At 40.7% G+C, this 21,690-nt stretch carries 19 protein-coding genes, 1 rRNA gene, 1 pseudogene and 1 other annotated feature; all 21 genes and pseudogenes read left to right on the forward strand.

Annotated features, from left to right (window positions below):
* The first annotated feature begins 173 nt into the window (after positions 1-173).
* The 21 genes and pseudogenes from AC58U0_RS34885 to AC58U0_RS34985 all read left to right on the forward strand — a co-directional run bounded on the left by AC58U0_RS34885 (position 174) and on the right by AC58U0_RS34985 (position 21,434).
* Positions 174-422 (forward strand): hypothetical protein, encoded by a 249-nt coding sequence (locus AC58U0_RS34885; RefSeq protein ID WP_497383298.1) that lies wholly within the window; start codon positions 174-176, stop codon positions 420-422.
* A 619-nt stretch (positions 423-1,041) separates the two neighbouring features.
* Positions 1,042-1,797, forward strand: a complete 756-nt coding sequence (locus tag AC58U0_RS34890) for an exonuclease domain-containing protein (protein WP_497383299.1) — start codon at positions 1,042-1,044, stop codon at positions 1,795-1,797.
* Between the two features lie 408 nt (positions 1,798-2,205).
* Positions 2,206-2,737, forward strand: a sequence feature (23S ribosomal RNA rRNA prediction is too short).
* 197 nt (positions 2,738-2,934) lie between these two features.
* Positions 2,935-3,051 (forward strand): 5S ribosomal RNA (gene rrf, locus AC58U0_RS34895).
* A 283-nt stretch (positions 3,052-3,334) separates the two neighbouring features.
* Entirely contained in the window at positions 3,335-3,799 is a 465-nt protein-coding gene (locus AC58U0_RS34900) for a hypothetical protein (protein WP_497383300.1), read from the forward strand.
* Between the two features lie 312 nt (positions 3,800-4,111).
* Complete coding sequence (locus AC58U0_RS34905) at positions 4,112-4,303, forward strand: hypothetical protein (protein ID WP_497383301.1); 192 nt, start codon at positions 4,112-4,114, stop codon at positions 4,301-4,303.
* Between the two features lie 365 nt (positions 4,304-4,668).
* Entirely contained in the window at positions 4,669-5,244 is a 576-nt protein-coding gene (locus tag AC58U0_RS34910; protein ID WP_497383303.1) for a hypothetical protein, read from the forward strand.
* Between the two features lie 79 nt (positions 5,245-5,323).
* On the forward strand, positions 5,324-5,680 hold the full coding sequence (locus AC58U0_RS34915) for an HAD hydrolase family protein (RefSeq protein WP_497383304.1): 357 nt from the start codon (positions 5,324-5,326) through the stop codon (positions 5,678-5,680).
* Positions 5,681-5,787: 107 nt separating this feature from the next.
* Positions 5,788-6,435 (forward strand): DUF3885 domain-containing protein, encoded by a 648-nt coding sequence (locus AC58U0_RS34920; RefSeq protein WP_497383305.1) that lies wholly within the window; start codon positions 5,788-5,790, stop codon positions 6,433-6,435.
* 257 nt (positions 6,436-6,692) lie between these two features.
* Positions 6,693-7,949, forward strand: a complete 1,257-nt coding sequence (locus AC58U0_RS34925) for a S41 family peptidase (protein WP_497383306.1) — start codon at positions 6,693-6,695, stop codon at positions 7,947-7,949.
* A gap of 399 nt (positions 7,950-8,348) precedes the next feature.
* Positions 8,349-8,849, forward strand: a pseudogene (locus AC58U0_RS34930) (Mur ligase family protein); the annotation flags it as partial.
* Between the two features lie 432 nt (positions 8,850-9,281).
* A complete protein-coding gene (locus AC58U0_RS34935; RefSeq protein ID WP_497383307.1) occupies positions 9,282-9,824 on the forward strand; it encodes an AAA family ATPase in 543 nt (180 codons plus the stop codon).
* Positions 9,825-9,852: 28 nt separating this feature from the next.
* Entirely contained in the window at positions 9,853-10,404 is a 552-nt protein-coding gene (locus AC58U0_RS34940; RefSeq protein ID WP_497383308.1) for a GNAT family N-acetyltransferase, read from the forward strand.
* A 71-nt stretch (positions 10,405-10,475) separates the two neighbouring features.
* Positions 10,476-10,805 carry an HIT domain-containing protein gene (locus AC58U0_RS34945; protein ID WP_497383309.1) on the forward strand — a complete coding sequence of 110 codons (330 nt, stop codon included), beginning with the start codon at positions 10,476-10,478 and terminating at the stop codon, positions 10,803-10,805.
* A gap of 572 nt (positions 10,806-11,377) precedes the next feature.
* Positions 11,378-12,700 (forward strand): response regulator, encoded by a 1,323-nt coding sequence (locus tag AC58U0_RS34950; RefSeq protein WP_497383310.1) that lies wholly within the window; start codon positions 11,378-11,380, stop codon positions 12,698-12,700.
* 111 nt (positions 12,701-12,811) lie between these two features.
* Entirely contained in the window at positions 12,812-14,230 is a 1,419-nt protein-coding gene (locus tag AC58U0_RS34955) for an ABC transporter substrate-binding protein (protein WP_497383311.1), read from the forward strand.
* A 103-nt stretch (positions 14,231-14,333) separates the two neighbouring features.
* A complete protein-coding gene (locus AC58U0_RS34960; protein WP_497383312.1) occupies positions 14,334-15,245 on the forward strand; it encodes a carbohydrate ABC transporter permease in 912 nt (303 codons plus the stop codon).
* Entirely contained in the window at positions 15,242-16,123 is an 882-nt protein-coding gene (locus AC58U0_RS34965) for a carbohydrate ABC transporter permease (RefSeq protein ID WP_497383313.1), read from the forward strand. The genes AC58U0_RS34960 and AC58U0_RS34965 overlap by 4 nt, the downstream gene beginning before the upstream one ends.
* Before the next feature lie 149 nt (positions 16,124-16,272).
* Positions 16,273-18,045 (forward strand): cache domain-containing sensor histidine kinase, encoded by a 1,773-nt coding sequence (locus AC58U0_RS34970; RefSeq protein WP_497383314.1) that lies wholly within the window; start codon positions 16,273-16,275, stop codon positions 18,043-18,045.
* Between the two features lie 533 nt (positions 18,046-18,578).
* Positions 18,579-18,986: a hypothetical protein gene (locus tag AC58U0_RS34975; protein WP_497383315.1), complete on the forward strand. Its 408-nt coding sequence runs from the start codon at positions 18,579-18,581 to the stop codon at positions 18,984-18,986.
* A 705-nt stretch (positions 18,987-19,691) separates the two neighbouring features.
* Positions 19,692-20,240, forward strand: a complete 549-nt coding sequence (locus AC58U0_RS34980) for a VanZ family protein (protein ID WP_497383316.1) — start codon at positions 19,692-19,694, stop codon at positions 20,238-20,240.
* A gap of 171 nt (positions 20,241-20,411) precedes the next feature.
* Positions 20,412-21,434: an aldo/keto reductase gene (locus tag AC58U0_RS34985; RefSeq protein ID WP_497383317.1), complete on the forward strand. Its 1,023-nt coding sequence runs from the start codon at positions 20,412-20,414 to the stop codon at positions 21,432-21,434.
* Positions 21,435-21,690 lie beyond the last annotated feature (256 nt).

Raw genomic sequence — 21,690 nt, forward strand, 5'->3', positions numbered from 1 at the left:
ACCTGTGGGGCAACCTTTTTTTTCTATTCGGAAAACAAAAAGAAACCGTCTTTGATAATATGGTAGTGTCGGGTTATTTAGGGCAATCCGCTGTAGCTGCTCTAACCGGATGGTGTATTCGATATCGAGGACTTGATCTATTTTTTCCGGTCGAGCTTATTAGAAATTTATTTTTGGAAGAAGCGAAATGGTCAGTTCAAGCATGGTCAGTAGGATTTGATTTTCATAAATTAGGTGAGAAGTTAATCAGATATGGGAAAGACAAGTTTCTTAATGACTTTCTAGTTGGTGCATTTTCAAGTTTTGATACAAATTGTTCGAGTAGAATGATGAATCTTGAACGTTTTGAAATTGAATCAGTAATTGAAGAATTAAAGAATGGAATTAAAGATCCAGAAAGTAAGGACTATAGAGATATATAGGAATCTGGAATAGAATTATTTGAAAGTTACCTAAAGGGAAATCAAAGGGAAGGTCTTATTCAATTTACAGGAGACGTCAGAATATCAAATATTAAAGTCATAAAACCATAGAGTAAAAAGAACAGTGGATCTGATAAGGGGACCATATTATAAAAATTCTATTTTAATTAAAAGAAAACTAACCCCGTTATCAAGGCTAATGAAGATGCCGTGATAAATACCATTGGAAGTTATCATCCCCGCTGTTCTTTTTGTACGGATCCAGTAATCATCGTATTTGGCATGGGAGAAGTAAGCCAGTCCCAATTGCGCTGAAAGTCAAAAATCCAATAAATACATAAAGGTTATGGTGTAAAAATATAGTACGGATTTCAGCGTCATATCGGCTCAACTAACGAGGGACTAGTTTATAAACTATAGCTTTCTGAGGTGCTAGTGTTTAAATGTCGATGCCTTGTTGATGAAGTTGGGCAAGTATCGCGCAGGGCAATTTTTTTTAGTAAAATGACTTGGGAAGAATTGAAGGATTGAGTGGATGAAGAGAATGTGGTACATTCGTATCCATCATAGTCTCATTTATATGTACATGGTATATGAGAAGTAATGAGGTGAATAGAGCATGAATTACATCGTTATCGATCTCGAATTCAACGGTAGGCAGCATTATGACATTTATCCTATGGAGATTATTGAAATTGGGGCTGTAAAATTAAATGAGCAGATGGAAATTATCGAGACATTCCAAAGCTTTATTCGTCCTAAATTTCCTTTAAATAGATTTGCATTGCAGTTTTGCGGTATCACAAAAGAAACGTTATTAAAAAGCATGCCTTTTGAAGCGGTTATTAAAAAATTCAAAAAATTTTGCGACACAGATTATAAGCTGATCGCATGGGGCGCCAGCGATTTCTTCACTTTAATGGTTGATTGCAAAGTAAATCATGTTCATACAGAATGGATCACTACTCAATTGTTGGACTTGACGCGGCATTTTGATGGAGGCTTGCAGAAAGCTCTAGAGGATCATGGCCTTCAATTCATCGGACAAAGTCATTCTGCACTGGATGATGCTTTAAATGCTGCGCTTTTATTGAAGCTCAAACCAGGAATCGTAAGTGATATCAACTATTTCACGCCAGATCCTGTGAAAATATGTACGGGCGGCATCAAGAAATGGATCCTTATGTCGCTTGACAATGCTATTGTAAATGACAAGATGTTAAGTTGGGACGATTTTTTTAAGGATCGGAATTGTCAGAAGTATATCGACATCATGAACTTAGCTGATCACGAAATCAGAATGGTTCAAAATCTCTTTATGAAGTTTGCGCAAATGAAGTATGGTCGTAAAACAAAAAAAATTTTATATGCTTAAATGATGTAGACCCCTATGAATGGGGTCTTTTTGTATTTATCGTATATTAATAAAGAGTAACAATTATTACTACCCAAAGTATAGAATAGCCGATCCACATTAATGTAAAGAATACTTATGCTTACGTAGAACATTTGAATCGAATAAATAAAGTAAGGGATGGACAATACGATGAATGAATTAACTATACAAGAGGTTTGTAGCTAGTTTGAAGCCAATAAAGACAAGAGCATCAAGATTAAAAAAGAAGATCAAGAAGATATAGATCAGATAGAAATTAACGTCAATGACGTTGGTCTCATGAGCTTCTCAGACACCTTAGACGCCTATTTATCACCCAAAGTGATCGTACTACGCGGAAGTGGAAGCATCGAGACACATGATGGTGAAAAGCAAAGGCTTCCCGAAGATAGTTACGAAATTTCTTTCGACGGAAACTTCCATGGTATTCAAAATGAAAAGGGATTGGAGATTCAAACGGATCGCGCCACTTACATGATCTGGGGATAACAGGCTCATCTCCCCCAAGAGTCCACATCGACGGGGAGGTTTGGCACCTCGATGTCGGCTCATCGCATCCTGGGGCTGAAGTAGGTCCCAAGGGTTGGGCTGTTCGCACATTAAAGCGGTACGAGCGAGCTGGGTTCAGAACGTCGTGAGACAGTTCGGTCCCTATCTGTCGCGGGCGTAGGAAATTTGAGAGGAGCTGTCCTTAGTACGAGAGGATCGGGATGGACGTACCGCTGGTGTACCAGTTGTCTCGCCAGAAGCATCGCTGGGTAGCTATGTACGGAGGGGATAAGCGCTCAAAGCATCTAAGCGCGAAGCCCCCCTCAAGATGAGATTTCCCAGTATGTAAGACCCCTTGTAGACGACGAGGTTGATAGGTTCGAGGTGGAAGTGCAGCAATGCATGCAGCTGACGAATACTAATCGGTCGAGGGCTTAACCTAATATAGGGATCTTTTGACGAAGTCAAAAGTCTCTCTGCTTAGGGATCTTTTGACGAAGTCAAAAGTCTCTCTGCTTAGGGATCTTTGACGAAAGTCAAAGTCTCTCTGATCAGTTGACTAAGCAGTTGTTCAACTTTACGCATGTTTCGTATCTAGTTTTCAAGGCGCAAACCACGCTTTGACTGTTTGGTGATGATGGCGGAGGGGACCCACGCGTTCCCATCTCGAACACGACCGTTAAGCCCTCCAGCGTCGATGGTACTTGAACCGCAGGGTTCTGGGAGAGTAGAACGTTGCCAAACAGGAAAACCTCACTTTAATAAGTGAGGTCTTTTTGTGTTTAGGATTTTTTTATTTTCCTCATGATTCTCCGAAAAAAAATGTTGCTGGCGTCGAGAGTCATAAATGCGGAAGTGCCATGACAAGAATCTGTACCGATTGTCACTGTGAGAAAAAAGTTGGATATTGTAAGGGATTTCAGTGTTGCAGCCCTTCGCTCCGCTAACGGGCAGCATAGTTCAATTGAGAGAAGGAAAATAATCTTTAGAATGGGGAATATTACCTTAAGTGGAGGAGGTTGAATTATTGTTGAAAACATTAGATCGCATGTTATTCCTTGTGGCAGTATTTAGTTTACTTTTTGCTCAAACAGTTGGGGCATCAGATGGAGCAGAAGTGTTGGATATTAAAAAAGGTGAGATAATCCTCACAATAAAAAACTCTAATTCGTTGCAGAACCAGGTTAAAGAATGGTTGTCCTCTGTGAATGGTATCGTAGGTTCCTTAAAAATCGAACCAAGCGAGGGCATAGCCATTAAGATCCCTCTTACGCCACCTTATAAAGTTAATAACGATTTGATTACTGGAACAGTTACAGAAGTAGTGATGATTATTAGTCCGTCCAAAACTTATTTCCCAACTCTACTAGTATTTACAAAGGAAGAAGGTCTTGTTGTTTTCCATGTTAAAAACCACAGTTTAAAGACTTTTTTAAAGAAAAATAAATTATTCAATCCAGAATTAAATCTAGCTGAACATTCATTACGTTAACGGATTATCTTGGCGTTCATAAAGACATGCAAACAAAGCAGGCGCCGCGGCGGCTTATAATAGAAATCAACTCCATTCATTTTTTTAAATATGCAGTGTCTACGATATTGGTAATCTCGAAGATCAGGAGACTTTTGAAATTGTACCGTTGTAGCGTAAGGTTTCAAATCTTCGAACTGAGTTCCTACAATAGTTCCAAGGTCATCCTCGGTCCATCTAGACGGAGGACTTTGCTTCCTTGAATTCCTGAATAAAAAGTAGATATAAGGCGAATAATTGCCTAGTAATGAAATCACCTTAAGGAGGCTTGCAATGACTCAAAACAACCAGTTTGATGAAGTCGAAGACTTCGTGAACTTGGAAGCTATGTCGGCTATGAATGCTGCTGAGATGCCAGATGAAAGCGGAAATCCTGATGATCATGATCCGAAGAAAGATAATCAATTCGATAATCAATTCTTATATCCGCCGATTAATCCACATCCCCGAAATGACTTAGAATAGTGTCATTAGCCAATGTCCCGACAATTAGTATCCGATGAAGTTTGGTTCTCGTCAAAGGGAACGATAGCTGGCTTGAGGCTGCCGACAATGCAGCCTTTTTTTCACTTTCGGGAAGGTTACTTCAAGTTGATTTGGGAAAAATGAAACCAAATATCACGAATTACAAAAGTCAGTCTCGCTTCGCTTCTTTGCATCATTCTGTCTTAGTCTTCTCTTAGTAGTCGATGCAGAAGATTTGAAAATAATTGACTTGATATCTTAAAAAAACAAAAGAAATCATTCAACTAACGGTGAACTCTAGCTATTGAAACTGAGTGAAAGCTTGCTTCGTATGGTATGAAAAAAATAACTGGGGGGGCCAATCTGTGAAACGTTATAAGGTGATTAATGCGAAGACGGCGACGCTATTATCCCTTTCTGCCACGGTCCTTACCTTAGTCCTGGTATTTGCCATCGGCCATCGCTCAATTTTAGTGGAGCTCGAGATCACGACGGGTGTATTAGCTATAGTACTTTTTACATTTCTGTCCTTTGGTTTGTACAGGGGAGTAAGGTTGCAGAACGATCCCTTATATAAGGAAGGGTGGAAACCGTTTGGAAAGTGGGATGTATTGGATTTTGCTTCGGCGGGCGACCTGTTTCCGGTAGAGTTCTCCGGTGACGGCCTATTTGGGATCGTACTTACAGTTATTGCCTGGATCGTAATTACGATTGTGATGCTCATTCTTATTTTTTTGGTCGGTAACATGCTCTGGGGGATTATCGTGTTCATGGGTGTAATGCTGTATTGGTTGTTTTATAGGGCATACCGATATGTCTTTCTAAAAGGGAGGGCGTGCCGTAATCGAGTTGGCTTAAGTCTTGCATATGGCGGGTTGTATACCGTTTTGTATACTGGATGGGCATTTATATTGCTTCAGATCGGGTCTAGGGTGATGTAAGGACATTAACCGTTCTTTTGAAGCTCTAACTAAGTACAATTACTCAAAAAACGGGAGCAGGCGCCGCGGCGATTTGCTCTTGTTCGTTGTAGTAACGGGTAGGTTACTTCGATTACAATGGATCAACAAGGCACAGAATTCCACTAATTTGTGTGAAGAACTAATTGCACTCGGCATTGATACTTTAATATCAGCAAATGGAGCACTTATTAAAGCAAAAAATACTGTTATTTATAAGTCAGCGCTTTCTGCAAAAACTGTTCGTGAACTATCAAGTTTTGCCAAGTTAAATGGACACAGTCTTTCCTATTTTACAGATTCGATTTCAATGAACGGAATAGGAGTAGAAGAAAAACGTGTTAGAAGTGCACTATTAGAGACCCTAGGTCTTAGCCATTATACAAAAAGCAGATTTCGTTACCAAAAAAGCAAATGAAGATGGCATATACTATGCCCTAACTAATGATACAGCATTCGGGGGATTCAAGATGAATAATATGTCCCAATATGCTATATCCGTAAAACAAATAAAAGAGGTGTCTGATGTCTCTGGATGACTATTTACAAAAGTATTTTCCAAACCTATTGCTTTGCCCACCTCTTTTTTATAATTGGGACTACGGCATTCGTTTTGAACTTGGAAACCCACCAATGTTCAAGGTTGATAAGGCATTATATATGGAACAAGTTTATAATAGAGCGATTAGTATCTACACGCACATACATAAAGATAATGATGAAATATATGTTGTAACTAATGCGCATTTTGCTGATAAACCTAATCCAATAAGGCGAAACCCCAAGGTTTATCGAAGATATATTAACAATAAAGATGTATTGAAATGCTTACAGCATAAAGTAATTCCTTATGTATTTGCTGATGTTTATGAGATAGATGATTTTGAAACACATCGGTTCATTTTAAAGTGTTACGGAAGGAACATTAAGTATGGAAGTTTGATTAAAGCAATATGTAATAATGATGTTGCAATCAGACCTTCGATTTGTCATGATGTTTTTTTTGTCAATATTTCCGCTGGAACCATATTTCATGTTTATGATGACAGGGGATGCGATGTAGTCGCTTCATCAAAAGAAGCGTTGATAAACATCTATCGAGATTATCATGAATGGATATTAAAATACGATAGAGCAAGTATTGACCAAACATTTGCTAACTGTAACATATAACAATGCATTCCTTCAAACTAACGAATTACGCTAACGAGGAACAAGAGTTAAGTAAATGTAACATGATTGAAATCTTATTTTCATGTGGCATTAATGAATCAAGCCTATAATAAAAGTCGACCCCCCTTTAAAATATAAACTTAGACCCTCAGCCGTTGCTGTGGGTCTCTTTTTGCTATGAAAGGCAGTTTAGCGTGGAAACACTCTTCTCACTCACATCCAAAATAAGGTAATATTAGGGGAGTGAATGAACATAGTTGACGACTTTACTCTATTATGAGGAGCGTGATCCAAATGCCCGAGCTGTCGTTGGAACAACGGCTTTTGATTGTGTCGGAATCCATAAGATTAACAGAAAAAGCATTACTCATTGGGAAAATGCGAAATTCGGGCCCGACGATCTCGGAACCATTGCGGAGGAATTTTTCAGGAAAGCGGCGAGAGCTGAACGGCGGGCTGACTTCCAGACCGTCATGTGGGAGTATTTCGGAAAGCTTCGCAACGGCCATTCGAATTATTTCGACCGAGCAGCTCCATTCCCCCATGGCGGAATGGTTGGTTTTTCAATGCTGGAGTTGGATGACGAATGGGTGGTAAAAGAAGATGATTCCGGCTTGTTGAAACCCGGGGACTTAGTGGTGTCGATCGGGGAAAGGCCACTGAGGAATTGGTTGGACGATATTAGTTCTCTCACAGGCATCACCGATTGGCGATCGATGATCGGACGACTACCTTACTATCTGTCACATCTCCTTACGGAAGAACAGGTTAAGGTGGAGGTTATGAATCAGCAAGGGTTACGATCTGTCGACTTGCTTCGCAAGCCCATCGACTTCGAGGCACTGAATCTTGTGGAAACGACGGGAAAATGGCTTCAGAGTGAAATAATCGCTTACATTCGAATTCCAAGCTTCAACCATTTGAAGTTTGAAGAGAGGGCTCTGGAGCTCCTCGAGGAGTTTCGCTATGCCACTGCGGTTATTGTTGACGTAAGGGGCAATAGCGGTGGCTCGACTCCGGGAAAGCTAACCCAACGACTCATGGATCGGCCCTATAGGTGGTGGAAAGAACGAGCACGCCATCCCGAATTCCTGAGACAACGGCATCCTAAGGCAGAGATCTGCTTTGCACCCGATTACAGTTATGCGGAAAGCGGAGACGATTATGCCGATCCAGTATTCGAAGTTACGCCATATATTGGAAAACTAGTCCTTCTAGTGGATCGTTTCTCCGGATCGGCTGCTGAGGACTTCATCTTACCGTTCCTGGAAAACGGCAGGGCGACAATCATCGGCGAGCGTACTTATGGTTCAACTGGCCAACCGTTAATTCGGAATTTCGATGACGGCAACATCGTCGTAATGGTCGGAGCCATTCGTTCTTTTTTACCCAACGGAGATTCGTTCGAAGGGATCGGCATCGTGCCGAATTTGGAGGTCACAATGAGAAGAGAAGATCTCTATCAACAACGTGACGTCACACTTGAGAAGGCGCTCGAATTTCTTCATTCATAGCGAATGACGCACTATGAAGGAAGAAGTCAAGCAACAATAAAATGCACTTTTGATGTAAGAGGACAAGATCATATATCTTTAGAGATCCGCGCGCAGTGCGGATTTATTATTTTATGGATGTAAGTTCTTGTCTTTTTCGCTAGACAAGAACTTACATCCTTTACTGATACTGGACAAAAACAAATATCCTTTGCCGTGGTGGAGTTCAATGCATCATATTTCATTTTTAAGAAGTGTTAATAAGCAAATAAAAGAACTATTTAGGGACGTCATTCAATGAATAAAATAATTAATTTTTGTGCTAAGAACAAATATCTTTTGCCGTAAATATAGACAAGAAGTTATATTCTTAGCTGATTTTTGGACAAGAACAAGATATTATTGCCATAGCTTGAAATTGTAGCCTCATTATGGCAAAAGGATCATCCCAACCCACCTGTTCATTTACCATTAATTTATGTTGATGATTGCTTAACAGCACTTCAAATTCTGGCCGCTAATTATCGAAGGGAATTATCATTAAAAGTAATTGGTGTTACTGGTAGCAATGGTAAGACAACCACAAAAGATATGATAAATTCCGTGGTGCAGACAAAATACTGAGTTCATAAAACTGTGGGGAATTTAAATAGCCAAATTGGAGTTCCCTTGACCATACTAGATATAGATAAAAACGCAGAAGTTGCTGTAATTGAAATGGGGATGAGTGCGCGTGGTCAAATCGATCGACTCTCCCGTATAGCTCAGCCAGATGTTGCTGTCATAACAATGATTGGTGTGTCTCACTTATCGAGTCTTGGATCAAGGGAAGAAATTGCTGCCGCCAAATTAGAGATTGTAAATGGCTTGCAAGATAATGGAGTTCTAATTTACAACGGGGATGAACCATTGTTAACCAATGGACTTAATAAAATTAGAGTCAAGAAACCGATCTCTGCTAGTTGCTTTGGTGAACTTTTCATTAAACATTTCGAGCAAGGTTATACAGAGGATGGTCGTCAAATGCCTGACGGCTGGAAGGAACAGCTTGGGCTCTTCCTTAGATTACGAGAAATTGTCGTATTCGTCAGTATGCACCGGAGCTGGGACTTAAGTCAACCAGACGATTGGACACGCCATTTTTTACAAGATAGTCGCATGCGGATTACAAAAGGAATTTCGTTGATCGACGAGTTTTGAACACCTAAAATGGCAGATATTATTGAACTAATGGGGAACTTGTGCTAACGGCCAGATGAGCGGAATAAATCGTATTTATCTAAACTCGCCCTTAAATCAGTTATTTATTACCCTTATAATATTTGGTAAAAAGATGAAAGAAGTGATGACTCTATGTTGCCAGAATGTCCTAGCATTATTTTAATTACCGGAATAATGGCGAGTGGGAAATCAACGGTGGCACAGTTGCTTTCCGAACGGTTCGAGAAATCGGTTCATTTGCGGGGAGATACCTTCCGGAGAATGATTGTTAATAACCGCAAAGAGGTTCACCCAGATGCCGGAAGTGATGAACTGAACCAATTGCGACTTCGATATCGGCTGGCCGCACAATCTGCGGATGCCTATTTTCAATCAGGATTTACAGTTGTAGTTCAAGACGTCGTGGTTGGACAAATGTTAAATGATTTTATTTCCTATATCCAAAACCGCCCTTTTTATGTCGTGGTTCTTTGTCCAAACCAGTCAGTTGTCACACTAAGGGAATCTGCCCGTTTAAAAAAAGGATATGGTATATGGACCGTTGAGAGATTGGATAGTCTGTTGCGAGATGAAACACCTCGAATCGGAATGTGGTTGGACTCATCTGAATTAACTCCTGAAGAAACCGTTAATGAAATTATAACGAGATTGCAAGATGAGGCTCTTCTAACATAAGAGATTGAAATTAGGAGGATCAATATATATGAGCAATTATGCGTGGGATGGTTTAAAAGTCAGGTTAAGGCCAATTTTGCCATCAGACGGGGACAAGTTTCATAACAATGACCTGGATTCGGTTAACGCCAGACTTTGTGATGAAATACATTTTCCGAGATCAGAAGAAGGGACAAGGCAGTGGGCAGAACAGCAAGCCTCTAATACCTCAAACGGGGATAATGTATTTTTGGCAATTGAAACATTTGATGGCACACTCGTCGGAAGTATAAGCACAAATAGTTGTAACTCTAGAAACGGGACTTTCAAATATGGGGTTTCGATATTTCGGGAGTATTGGCGTAATGGCTATGCTTCTGATGCAATAAAGATAGTACTTCGATATTACTTTGAAGAATTAAGATATCGGAAGGTTAACGCTCATGTCTATGCCTTCAATGATGGATCTGCAGCATTGCAGGAGCATCTTGGCTTTGTCCAAGAAGGAAGAATTAGAGACATGGTTTTTACAAAAAGCCAGCACTATGACGAATATATATATGGCCTGACTAAAAGCGAATTTGAGAAATTATATCCGTAAGTAGAAATATATGCAGCCCTTGATGGCGACCTTATTCGTTCAACTAACGAAAATACTGGGGGGGGATAAGTTTGACCGAGGATTTTTATTGTGATGAGGTATTAAGTGGTCGTACTTCTGTGCAAAAGGTATTTGAAACTGATAACGTGCTTGCATATCATCACACTCGCCCTTATTATCCCGTTCACATTGTTACGATTCCGAAGAAGCATATTTCGCCTCTTCTTACGCTGGAACAAAGCGATAATGAGCTCTTAATTGAGTTGATAGACGTTGTTAAAAAGGTGGCATCGCAGGTACAGTCTGAGCATGGAGCCTGCAGGGTGCTGACAAATTTGGGAAAATACCAAGACTCAAAACATCTTCATTTTCATGTGTTTTACGGCGAGCTATTACGTTAATCAGTATTTGTCTTGCTCGCTGAACTACTGGAAGACGATATTTCAATAAAAATTAGGAGAAGAGAAGGGTTGGTTATTTGATAATAAAGAGAACGATCTAATAAAACGATTTATTGTAATACAAGGAAGCCAAGATGAGGCAAGTTTCTCTAGCTTTTATAATAAAGCGATTTGGAAAGTGAACAAAGAAGGTCAAATAAGTACTGATTTCATTAAGTTTTAAAGACACGGAACTTCGATCTGCTAGGCTGCTGATTCAAAATAATAGTTCTTTCAACCATGAATTACAAATGTCGGGTGACAAGAATATAGTCCGATTAGGATCCGCTTAAATGGCGGATTTTTTATTTTATCGGATCATTTGTACGAAATACAACAATATCTGTAACCTTGGAGCTACACCCTTTGGTGCTAGCAAGATTTAGTTCATAACATCCAGTTTCAGGCTGTTTAAATTGTTTATCCTCACAATTCGGAACATAAGACACAATAACCGTAATAAAACACATGTTAATGCCATTTGTTGTACAATAAAATGGTATTGATGCATAAAAGGATAGTGAGGTGGCCGCATGGTTAATATTTTGGTTGTAGATGATGAGCCGATGATTTGTAAAGGCGTGGCTACCATATTGAAACAGTCGAATCTGGACATCGCTGAGGTGTTTATCGCATATAACGGTTTTGAAGCGTTGGATTTTATACATTTGGAGAAAATCGATCTTGTTTTTACGGATATACAGATGGAAAAGATGAACGGTATTGAATTAATTGAAAATATATTCATGGAAGATCCTACGATTCCAATCGTCATTTTATCCGCCCATGGCGAGTTTGAGTACGCACAGAAGGCGATCCGTTTCGGAGCCAAGGAATATTTGGTCAAGCCGATAACGCCGCCTCATCTCATTTCGGTAGCAGCTAAGTTGCTGGGAGAGAAGGAAGAGAAGCAGCGGCATTTCTCTAATTGGGAGAGCAGCCGAACCCTGTCAGAGCATACTTCGCTCGAGATGAATTATTACTTGAATGAGCTTGTCACCGGAACGGTCCATGAGTCTGAGGTACCTGCCATTATGGAGAAGCTTGGAACCCGAATGAGGGGTACGCATTACAGCATGTTAGTGATCAAATTATCCCTAGATCGAGGCGGCATTCATGATCAGGAAATATCGACGCTGAAGGACCGTAGTCTTCTGAAGTACGCCGCTTTGAATATTATTGAGGAGACCGCGAATCAGTGGTGTCATCTTGTTTTTAATACGCATAATTCTACTTTCTCCTTGCTGCTGCAAATTCCTGAAGAGGAGGTTAGGGGTTCTCAGAGCATTAATCAATTGTTGATGGTCGCCCAGATGATTCACACGAATTTGCAGAAATACGTCAATGTCAAATGTCAGATTGGGATCAGCCGCATTCGGGAGGGTATCACACAGCTGCCTGTTATCTATCAAGAAGCTCTGGAGAGCTTGGGTTGGAGCGAAACACACAAAGGGCATCACATGTTCTACATTGAGGATATCGGCAAAACGACGAACGAGCAGAATTTAACAAACACGCAGGTTGACGAGGCTAATAACCGAATTGTTTATGAGACAAAAACCTATATTGAAGGACACTTCTGTGATAAAGGCCTGAAGCTTCAAGATATCGCCGATGCTGTGCATTTAAGCCCTAATTATTTGAGTTATTTGTTTAAAAAAGTGATGGGAGTCAACATTTGGGACTATGTGACCAAGCTTCGTATGGAAAAAGGGAAGCAATTGATTCTGACCACGGACAAACGCAGGTACGAAATTTCGGAGGAAATCGGTTACGAATCACCAGAGCATTTCAGTAAAATTTTTAAAAAACATTTCGGGTTGAATATTTCGGAGTTAAAACATACGGGTCCGTAAGATGCGACATGATTAGCGTAACAGGACACATCGTCGCTCTTGGCGGTTCCCTTTATAATCGAAAGTGTAGAAACTAACATTTGATGAAACGATTCGAAAGGGGAACCAAACATGAAAGTTAAAAAGGCTTCAGCCATCAGTGTGATTGCACTGACCGTTTTACTCGCAGGATGTGGTTCGAACAGTACCACGACTAGCACAACAAGCAGTCCCGCTTCAGCAAAGGAAACAGCAGCAGCAGCAACGCCTGCAGCCAAAAAAGTGACAATTACAGCCCAAGGCTTCAAGCCTGACCAGAAGGAAAAGAATGATCAGCTTGACCAGCGGATCAGCCGCTTTAAGGCGAAAACCCCGAATGTTGATTTCAAGAAAGACGACTGGCAGTACAACCCGTTGGAAATTGGGATCAAAATGGCTTCGAATAGCGCGCCAACCGAATATACGACGTATGCAACAGAAGGTAAAGTGCTCGTCGACAAGAAATGGGTCGCTGATATTACCGATTCGATCAATGCCTGGGAACATGCTAAGGACATGAATGATCTTCTTTCCAAACCGTTTGTGGTGAATGGTAAAACGTATGGAGTGCCCATCGACGGTTACGTGATGACCATTACGCTGAACAAGAAGCTTTTCAAAGATAAAGGTGTCGAGCTGCCTCCAATGGATTGGACGTGGGACGATCTGTTAACGGCAGCGAGAAAGATTAATGATCCGGCCAAAGGCATCGCGGGCTTTATTCCAATGGGTAAAGGACCGGAAGCAGGCTGGAACTGGACGAATTTCCTTTATGCAGCTGGCGGCGATGTGCAGAAGCTCGATAACGGGAAAGTGGTAAGCGTGTTCAATTCTGATGCTGGTGTGAAGGCGCTTGAATTTTATAAAAAGTTAAAAGACGAGAACTTAATTCCTCAGAACTGGGCCTTAGGGTATGGCGACGCATTGAGCGCTTTCTCCCAAGGACGCGGTGCGATGGTGATGTGCGGAAGCGGCAACGCGGCAGATGCTGCGATCAATGAGGGCGGTATCAGCAAAGAGGATATGGTCGTATATCCAATGCCTTCGATCACGAAAGGCGGCAAGCATACGGGCGTTCTTGGCGGTAACTATCGCGTTATTAATCCGAAGAGTGACAAGGAACAACAGCAACTTGCTTTCAAATGGATTACGGACGAGTACTTCACAGACGACTTCCTAAATTCCACGAAAAAAGAAATCGAAGACCGTAAAGGGAAAAACCGTGTCTACATTCCACAACCTATTAACTACTGGAAGGATTCCTCTGATTTTGGCAAAAAGTATACCGATTTACTGGCTAAATATGACAACGTATTTAAATACGACCCCCAATTGCTCAACCTATGGGATGGTAAGCCTGAAGCTCAGTATGAGGCACAGAAATATTATACCGAGATGGCTAATGTGATCCAAAAAGTGTTCACAACCAAAGATGTTGATTTGAAAAAGACGCTGGCTGATGCATCGAGTAAAGTGCAAACGGAAGTATTTGACAAAGTGAAAGTCGAGTAGCACCGGAACATCGGATCTAAGCCGTTTAGCGGTTTAGGTCCGATTTTATAAGTATATGCTTTCGAAGTAAGTTTTCTAACGAAAACTTTAAGGAGTGTTCAACATGCAAGCAGAATTGCGTGTACGACCTATCGTAGCGAGTAGTACGGTGAAGAAGAAAATCAACTGGTTTTTGTGGGGGACGCTGTTTGTCTTTCCAGAAATCGTGTTATTTATTGTATTTTTATGGGTGCCGATTTTTAAAGGGATTTTCTACAGCTTTTACAATATTGATTTTGTCGATGGCAATCATTTCATTGGCTTGGCTAACTATGTAAGTATTTTTCAAGATGGACTGCTACTCACCTCGATTAAAAATACGCTGTACTATATGGGCTTAGGCGTCCTACTCGGTTTCTGGGTACCGCCGCTTATCGCAATTGTCGTCTCCGAATTAAAATGGTTTCAGGGGGCAGCCCGTATCATTGGCTATTTGCCAAGCGCTGTTCCAGCCATCGTGCTCTATGGGATGTGGCAGTGGTTTTTTGATGCCGTTGGCCCAATTAACAGCCTGTTACAAGCGTTCGGTATCCCAAAAGTGGAATTCTTCAGTCCGAAGATGGCCATGGGTTCGATTGTTCTGCTAGAAACGTGGCAAAGCTTTGGCGCAGCCACTCTCATCTATATCGCTGCAGTCGTGGGTATTCCGAGGGACATATACGAAGCGGCTGAGATCGATGGCGCCTGTGTCTGGCAGCGTATCCGCCATATTACCTTTCCAAGTATCAAGACTTTGATGCTGCTTCTACTTCTCTTGCAGCTGATCACGACTTCACAGGGCTTTCAAGCGCAATTATCGATGACCGACGGTGGCCCGAATAATGCGACGCTTACGTACCTGCTGTGGATGAATCATACGGCGTTCCGTGATCTTGATTTTGGGAAAGCGAGTGCAATGGGCAGCTTAATGTTTTTCGTTTTAATCCTACTGTCCGTGTTATACAATCTGTTGCAGCGTAGAGGTGAGAAGGCATGAAGCGGGATGAACGCGGCATTATTTCGCCATTTGATATGAAAAAAGGCGCTGTGAAAGCCGGTTACACCCTCATGGTGCTGCTGATGATCATCATTGGCATTACGACATTATACCCGTTTTTCAATACCTTTTTTGGTTCACTCAAAACACGTGAGGAATTCTTTGCCTTTCCACCAACCTTTTTTCCGAAAAGCTGGATTTGGACCAATTACAATGATGCATGGAACGGGTTCGATTTGCCATTACTGACTTTCTTGAAGAATACGATATTCATCTACATGGGAAATGTCGTATGCTCGCTGCTCCTAATTGGTTTAGCTGCCTACGCGTTGTCACATTTGAGGGTACCGTTCAAGAGATGGGTGACGCTCTTTTTCTTAGCGACTCTGTTGATACCGCCAGCAACCTACATCGTTCCTAACTTTATGAACCTGAAAAGCTTGGGCATGATCAATACGTACTGGGCCTTCTGGCTGCCGGCTGCAGCGAATGCTTATTTCATGCTTCTGCTCAAAAACTTCTTCGATGGCATTCACAAAGAAATTCTGGAGGCAGCGAGAATTGATGGGGCGAGTGAATTTAATTCATTCATTAAAATTGCTGTCCCACTTTCAACTCCCATTATTGGGACCCTGCTGATTCTGTCCTTCTCAACAACATGGAATGATTTCTACTGGCCTAGCATTGTGATGACTGAAAAGGAGATGTACCCGCTTGCCACAGGGATTTATCGGTATGTGGTGTACTCAACATCGGTTATTCCATGGAGTGTGCGGTTTGCTATCTTGACGATGGCGATGCTGCCGCCGGTTGCATTTTTTCTCATTTTCCAAAAATTTATCATACGTGGGTTAACCGTTTCCAGTGTCAAAGGTTAGGTCAATGAACGCCCCTCAGAATGCTTATTCTGAAGGCGTTTTCTTTTGCTTAAAGGAGATTGCGACCGTTATAGCGAAGCTATGTGTGCAATGAGACGGCTAGGAGTAATAATCTCCGAGGATACGGTTTGAAAGGAAGGAATGTCGGCATGCGAAAAATGCTGCGTAATATGAATTTGATGAAAAAGTTAATCGTATTGCTCATCTTATTCGTCGTCATCCCGATATTGGTATTGGATTTGTTTGTAGCCAAAAAGCTGGAGTCCATTACAGAAGAGCAAGTAGGGAACGCGCTGCTCCAGTTAGTGCGAGGAAGTCATTTGACACTAGACAGAGAGAGCAGTGATTTCGAGGAAAAGACAGAGAAAATCATGATATCTCAGGAAATCCAACAGCTTGCAAGCATCCCGTCCTCATCGGAGTTTGAACGATTTGAAATCTTTAAAGCCCTTGATAAATATTTGAACAACTATTCGACGAGTGCGGTGCGATATTCGTTGTTTTTTTCGGATACAGATAAGCAGTATTCGTTCGTCCCCAATCCGGATCTTCTGAACAATGGTATTTTTTATTCAACAGACTTGAATGCGCTCTCTTGGTATAAGGAGGTAAGTCAGGCGAGAGGGAAAGGGGTTATTCGTGTTATTGATAAATTCGGATACAACCCTAATAATTTGCAAACCGTTGCGTATATGCGTCAATTAAATAGTGTTTATAACGGGGAAAGTGTGATTGGATATTTGGTAGTATCAGGCATCGAGACACCTCTGCAGCAGGATTTTTCCCCTTTTGATAAATATGCGGATGCGGAATTAATGCTCTTAAACCAAGACAATACGGTGCTCGCGACGAATACAGCCAGCTTTGAGATCGGATCATCGGTACATGTTCCTGCGAATCAAGTAGAAGGTGTTTATAAGCTGAAAGAGGCTGGACAAGAGTTCATGTGCGTTCTTCACACAAGTGAATATACGAAAACGAAATTGCTCATGCGAGTTCCTGTTCAGTCGATTATTATCGATCATATTAGTGTGCAGCGATTGGTTGATTGGATCATGGTTATTTATTTCTTTATCTTGATTTTGGCGAGTATATACTTTATCCAGTCGATCTTGAAACCGATCTCTCGACTAGCCCGCATCACGAATTCTTATCATCCAGGTAGACCCTTAGCTATTTCCTTACACTCTGAGAGCAAAAATGAGATTGTTTTACTCAATAATCATTTTATACGCATGACTGATCGCTTGAATCAAACGATTTATGACCAATATGAACTCGAACTGAGGCATAAGGAGATTGAATTATCTATTCTTCATACACAAATTAATCCGCACTTGCTCTACAACACCTTGGAATCTGTATATTGGCATACGCTAATGGAAGGGGCAGCAGAGTCTGCTGAAATGATCAAGGATTTATCGCTAATTATGCGAATTGGGCTTAGCAAAGGGAAGCTTTTAATTCCGGTTATGGAGGAAATCAATCACGCGGAGGCTTATGTTCGCTTGCAGCTATTCCGCTATGAATATGCCTTTCAAGTCCATTGGGATATTGAAGAGGGAGCGAAGCGATTTGTCATGCCGAAGGTCGTTCTTCAGCCGATTATTGAGAATGCGATTCTGCACGGGATTAAGAACATGAGCCAGGATGGGGAATTATGGATTTCGGTAAAAAGCGAGGATGATAATGTCATCATCAGTGTAGAAGATAACGGTTATCGCCGGGTGGATATCGAGATGATGAATGGTATCCTGCAGGGGAAGGAAAATAATCGAGGCTTCGGAATCATTAATGTTCAGAAGCGGATTCAGCTGCATTTCGGCGAAAACTACGGTTTACATTACAGTCTTAGAGAAGATCAAGGTGTACGAGCTTGGATCGAGCTCCCGGCTGTACTTGACGAGAATGAATTGAAATAGCCCCATTAACGGGAAAACGCAAAAGAATGTTGTGAGATATAAATAATTAGTACTGCCACCAAATACCAATCATTGATAAGCTAGTATTAAAAGGTAGTGAGCATAGTGGTCGGTGTTGCAATTGAATTATTTTTCAAAAAAAATAAGTTTGGTTCTGATAGGTGGTCCTTTGCTCATCTAACGGGTACGCGTTAAGCATTAACTTAACTAAAAACGAAAATCAGACCTACACCGTTTTAAGGTTGTAAGTCCGATTTTCCTTATATTAATGGGGGTCTGTTTATATAAAAACCATGATTTATTAATCGAAGATTAAAACTAAATAATGATTGCAATAAAAACATGTTTGGTAAGAAATAGTGATTACTTCGTTAACGGGCAGTAGAGGGTGGTAGGAATTTGTGTTCCATCGACGGACTGTGCGTAAAATTTGAAAACGAAATGACAAATATAAATTCCAAAATATGGTATAATATAGCGAAAGTTATACGTTGATGAAAGAATGATTTTATGTAGTTTGGGAGAGTTGAACTTTGAAGCACAAAAAAACACTGATAATTTTAGTGGTCATTGCAATTACTTGGATTGGTTATGTTGGATACAAATATTATGTTAATTATGCTGTTGTTAAAGTCATTTCACCATATCTACCTAATGCAAATGTCAAAATTGTTAAGACTGAAATCAGAAATATCCCCTCCACCTTTACAGACGAAACCTCACAAAAAGAAATGGATAGTTTAAGCAGTAATGAGGGCTCAAGAACAGTATTTATCAATAATTTAAAAACAGGTGATAGGGTAAAGTTATATTACTTTCGTGTTTTAAACTCTTATCACTATAAGGGAATAAACCTTTCAGAAAAATGGTGCGATGGTTTCTTTGTTTCCGTTTTTTTATGGGATATGCCTATATTGAAACAACGACAGGTAGATTGCTAAGATTGGACATTTCTAAAGTATCACCTAAATGAAAGCACTAATCAATTTTCAGTAGGAGGGGTCATGTTTTTAAAGATAAGTAGAATTACTTAGCAATAATCGTTATTTGTTGCTCTCTTTTTAGTCTAATTACTCAAAACTGTGAATTCATGCCGTATTTGATGTTATTCCTAGCGCTTTTCATGTTAGTGACAGGATTAGCTGAACTTTAAAAAGATAGAAAAAGATTTTGGGAATATATTATCGTTTCTTTATTTGTTTTTATTGCTTCCATAAAAGGTTTCTTATTGTTGATCAACTATTAACTAGATATTTTATTATGCGAAAATCTCAAATAGGTTTTCCACGATTAACGTAATCTGCCCCTTAGCACAACAGGCCACAGAGTTTATCTCCTGAAGCCTGTTTGATCTTTGTTATGGAACTAACGTTCCTCGTTAGTTTAAACTAAAACGCAGCCATTAAACTGAGGGACGCGCGTTTTAAGAAAAATTTTATTATTACCCCCAGTTTTATTTAAACAGTTTTCCTTATCCTAGAGCTAATGAATGGTCAGGAGAGTTGAGCGCATTTTCGCTACTTCGGTTTGACACACAGTGATTATTAGCTCATAGACTCAAAGAAGGGGAATATGGCATTGAAATATAAGAAGAAGCTGCATGATATGTTCCGTAGGAGAAAAAGTAAACGAAACCGGAGATTATTATGAATAAACGAGAACGAATTAAAACAATCTTTTTATATGGTGTTTTCATTTGTTACATAATTTTTTTAATTAAATTATTGTTCTTATCAAGAATTTCACTTTTGGAGATGTTTAATAATCAAAGGACTTTTAATAGGTCAATCAATCTTATTCCTTTTTATAGTATAAAGGAATATTTATTTGGCGGTTCCACGACTATAAAAAAATTCGCTTTTAGTAATGTGGTTGGCAATATAATTATTCTTCTTCCTCTTGGTACTTATTTGTCATTATTCAAAAAAGACAAAAGAGTGATAACCAATTTGTTGTTTATATTCTTTGTGAGTTTATCTGTTGAAATCACTCAGGGGCTTTTAGGCATCGGAACATCAGACATTGATGACATAATTTTAAATTGTTTGGGTGGATTGATTGGTATTTTAGGGTATAAGTTTTTCGCATTTATATTACGAGATGAGAAAAAAGTACGTACCGTAATAACAATACTATCTGCTATAGGATTACCTCGTATATTATATTTAATATTTATGGTGAGATTGAGACTCTGAATTGCGCTAACGGAAACGATAGTTCAATAAAATTAGAGGCTCCATATAAGGCATAATATAAGTCGATGGACAATGTCTTTCGACTCATCGACTTAAGTCTCATACTATCAGTTTACATTATTGATATACTGGATTTGTATTCCAATTCAGGTGAATCGAGGAGGAGAGAAGATGAAATACGCAATATTGGGTCAATCGGGATTGCTTGTTTCTAGGCTGGCATTCGGGGCGATGACTTTCGGATCAGGGAACAATCCCAGTGTATACAAAGTGGACCAAAGCGGCGCGCAGCAGCTTGTTGACCGCGCTTTAGATGCGGGCATTAATTTCTTTGATACCGCTGACGGTTATGCGGACGGGCAAAGTGAAGAGATGCTTGGACGGCTGCTCAGTTCCCGGCGCAAGGAAACCGTCATCGCTACGAAGGGCGGCTTTCGCGTGGGTCCGGGGCTCGTACAAGCAGGTTTATCCCGTAAGCATCTTTTCGAGGCTTGCGAAGCTAGTCTACGTCGCTTAAGCACTGATTACATAGATCTCTATATCGTACATAAAACCGACCAATACACACCGCTGGAGGAAACATTGGAAGCGCTAAACGATCTGGTACGGCAAGGGAAAATTCGCTATATCGGATACTCGAATTGGCCGGCCTGGCAGGCGGCGCAGGCCGTATCGATTCAGCGTGAGCGCCGATGGGCGACCTTTATTAACGGTCAGTTATATTATTCCTTAGTTGGCCGTGACATTGAACATGAGACGGTTCCATTCGCGGTCCGAAATAAAATCGGATTAACTGTCTGGAGTCCGCTCGCTGGTGGCTTCTTGAGCGGAAAATATAGCAAAGAGAACTTGAATGACGCTCAAAACCGCTTAAGCGGTTTTGACTTTCTGCCGCATGACAAAGAGTACGGCTTCAAGATTTTGGACACTGTTCGCGAAATAGCTGGAGTATATGGAGCGACACCGGCACAAGTATCGCTGGCTTGGCTTCTGGCCCAGCCCTACATCAGTAGCGTGTTGGTTGGCTCCAGTAAACTAGCCCAATTGGAAGATAATTTGCGCGCGGTAGAGCTTCAGTTGAGCACCGAAGATGTTGCGAGACTGGATGAAATAACGAGACCAGTTTCCTTGTATCCAAATTGGTTTACGGCCATGACGAATGATTCGCAAATCTCGGAAGTTCTGGGGTATTAGTTGGGTGGATCGGCAAAGTATTATATTAAATTTCTTTTCGGAGAACCGTAAAATAAGGAATTGCGCTAAACATTCCTGTAATGACTAAGATTTGGACTTTGTCAAAAAAGGAGCGCCTCGGTATGATGGGTTTGTGCACGGGTTTGAAACCCAATACCATCAAGGAGGCGCTCTTACTATGAAGTTTAAACAAAACGATGGACAAAATCAACGTATAGAACGAATTTCCACCTCTCATCTAGTAGTAGGTATCGAC

The organism is Paenibacillus sp. J31P190 (assembly GCF_059692075.1).